Annotated in this window: 2 protein-coding genes; both read right to left on the bottom strand. The window is 72.7% G+C overall.

Annotation, left to right across the window (positions count from 1 at the left end):
- Positions 1–122: 122 nt before the first annotated feature.
- Complete coding sequence (locus tag FOE67_RS22035) at positions 123–2,048, bottom strand: TIGR03960 family B12-binding radical SAM protein (protein ID WP_182666585.1); 1,926 nt, start codon at positions 2,046–2,048, stop codon at positions 123–125.
- Between the two features lie 136 nt (positions 2,049–2,184).
- Positions 2,185–2,748, bottom strand: a 564-nt coding sequence (locus FOE67_RS22030) for a CHAD domain-containing protein (protein WP_182666584.1), incomplete at its 5' end; no start/stop codon positions are given.

The following is a 2,748-nucleotide window of genomic DNA, read 5'->3' as shown; positions in this document are numbered from 1 at the left end:
CCCCGGCGGGATCCGGGCGATCGCGGGGACCGCCCGGATCCCGCCGGGGACCCGGGGCGGGCGGACGACACGGATCGCGCCGTCCGCGCGCCCCGGGGACGGGGTGTCCCGGCTCCGGCCGCCTACTTGACCACGGTGAGCGGAAGCAGTTTGCGCCCAGTGGGGCCGATTTGGATGGAGGTGTCCATTTGCGGACACACTCCGCAATCGAAGCAGGGGGACCAGCGGCAGTCCTCGACCTCGGTCTCGTCGAGGGCGTCCTGCCAGTCCTCCCACAGCCAGTCCTTGTCCAGACCGGAGTCGAGGTGGTCCCAGGGCAGGACCTCCTCGTAGCCGCGCTCGCGGGTGGTGTACCAGTCCACGTCCACGCCCTGCGGGGGCAGGGTGGCCTCGGCGCACTTCATCCACAGGTCGTAGGAGAAGTACTCGCGCCAGCCGTCGAAGCGGCCGCCGGCCTCCCAGACCGCGCGGATGACGGCACCGACCCGGCGGTCGCCGCGCGAGAGCAGGCCCTCGACGATGCCGGGCTTGCCGTCGTGGTAGCGGAAACCGATGGAGCGGCCGTACTTCTTGTCGCCGCGGATGCGCTCGCGCAGCTTCTCCAGGCGGGCGTCGGTCTCCTCGGCGGAGAGCTGCGGGGCCCACTGGAAGGGGGTGTGCGGTTTGGGGACGAAGCCGCCGATGGAGACGGTGCAGCGGATGTCGTTGGAGCCGGAGACCTCGCGGCCCTTGGCGATCACCCGGGTCGCCATGTCGGCGATCTGGAGCACGTCCTCGTCGGTCTCGGTGGGCAGCCCGCACATGAAGTAGAGCTTGACCTGCCGCCAGCCGTTGCCGTACGCGGTGGCGACGGTGCGGATCAGGTCCTCCTCCGAGACCATCTTGTTGATGACCTTGCGGATGCGCTCCGAGCCGCCCTCGGGGGCGAAGGTCAGGCCGGAGCGGCGGCCGTTGCGGGTCAGCTCGTTGGCCAGGTCGATGTTGAAGGCGTCGACCCGGGTGGAGGGCAGCGAGAGGCCGATCTTCTCCTCCTCGTAGCGGTCCGCCAGGCCCTTGGCCACGTCGGCGATCTCGCTGTGGTCGGCGGAGGAGAGGGAGAGCAGGCCGACCTCCTCGAAGCCGGTGTTGCGCAGGCCCTTGTCGACCATGTCGCCGATGCCGGTGATGGAGCGCTCGCGAACCGGTCGGGTGATCATCCCGGCCTGGCAGAAGCGGCAGCCGCGGGTGCAGCCGCGGAAGATCTCCACCGACATCCGCTCGTGGACGGTCTCGGCGAGCGGGACCAGCGGCTGCTTGGGGTAGGGCCACTCGTCGAGGTCCATCACGGTGTGCTTGGACACCCGCCAGGGCACGCCCGGACGGTTGGGAACCACCCGGGAGATCCGGCCGTCGGCGAGGTACTCCACGTCGTGGAAGCGCGGCACGTAGACCCCGCCGGTGCGCGCGAGACGGAACAGCAGTTCCTCCCGCCCGCCGGGGCGGCCCTCCTCCTTCCAGGCCCGGACGATGTCCGTCATCTCCAGCACGATCTGCTCGCCGTCGCCGAGGACCGCGCAGTCGATGAAGTCGGCGATCGGCTCGGGGTTGAAGGCGGCGTGCCCGCCGGCGACCACCACGGGGTGGTCCTGCGTGCGGTCCACCGCGTCCAGCGGGATGCCGGCCAGGTCCAGGGCGGTGAGCAGGTTGGTGTAGCCCAGCTCGGTGGAGAAGGAGACGCCGAAGAGGTCGAAGGCGGACACCGGACGGTGCGCGTCCACGGTGAACTGCGGGAGGTCGTGCTCCCGCATGAGCTTCTCCAGGTCGGGCCAGACGCTGTAGGTGCGTTCGGCCAGGACTCCCTCGCGCTCGTTGAGGATCTCGTAGAGGATCATGACGCCCTGGTTGGGCAGACCGACCTCGTAGGCGTCCGGGTACATGAGGGCCCAGCGGACGTCACAGGAGTCCCAGTCCTTGACGGTGGAGTTCAACTCGCCGCCGACGTACTGGATCGGCTTCTGGACGTGCGGGAGGAGGGCCTCCAGGCGCGGGAAGACCGACTCGACTGGCATGGGGGACACTTTCGGGACGGGGTCGGGGTGCGGCACGGACGAGCCGTGGACGGCCGTCGGTCGCCGACGGCCGTGACCCGGCGGGGCGCCGGCGCCGCGGGCGGGGACCGACGGGTGCCGGACGGCCCTTGCCCATTCAGCGTACCGGGCCCGGGGCCGGCGGGACGCCGTACGCCTCCTCCACCGTGCACAGGACCCGCTCCGTCTCGCGGGCCCGGGCGGTCTCCCGGCCGTGGAGCACGCCGTGGGTGAAGGCCGACTCGCCGGCCGCCTCGGCCTCCCGGGCCAGGTGGAGGAGCGTCTCGCGGGCCAGGACGCCGTCCTGGCGGTCGCCCAGGAGGTCCTGGATGCGGCGGAACCGGGCGGCCTCGTCGCGGGCGGCGCGGCCCAGGGCCGGCTCGGCGGCCTCCGCGGCGTAGCGGGCGCGTTTGGCGGCCCGTCGGGCGCGGTGCCAGGCGGCGTCGCGGTCGGGGCCCTCGGGAACGCCCCGGGCGGTGGCCAGCAGCCCGGCGCAGCGTTCCCGCTCGCGGCGCAGGGCGCGGTCCAGGACGGGGCGGGCCGGTCGGTGGGCGTCGGGGAGGAGCGGCGGGTCCCCCAGCAGGGCGGTCAGCTCCTCCACGAGGGCGGTGTGACGGTGCTCGTCCAGGGCCGGCACGAGGCCCGGGGGGTCGGGGTTCGGCGCGGTCCCACCGGGCTCGTC

It is taken from the genome of Streptomyces calidiresistens (genome assembly GCF_014141525.1).
GTDB classification, from domain to species: Bacteria; Actinomycetota; Actinomycetes; order Streptomycetales; family Streptomycetaceae; genus Streptomyces; species Streptomyces calidiresistens.
This window is presented reverse-complemented; position numbering and strand designations above follow the sequence as displayed.

Excerpts from the sequence above, each read along its gene's own strand:
- FOE67_RS22035 (WP_182666585.1), bottom strand. The coding sequence starts at position 2,048 with ATGCCAGTCGAGTCGGTCTTCCCGCGCCTGGAGGCCCTCCTCCCGCAC.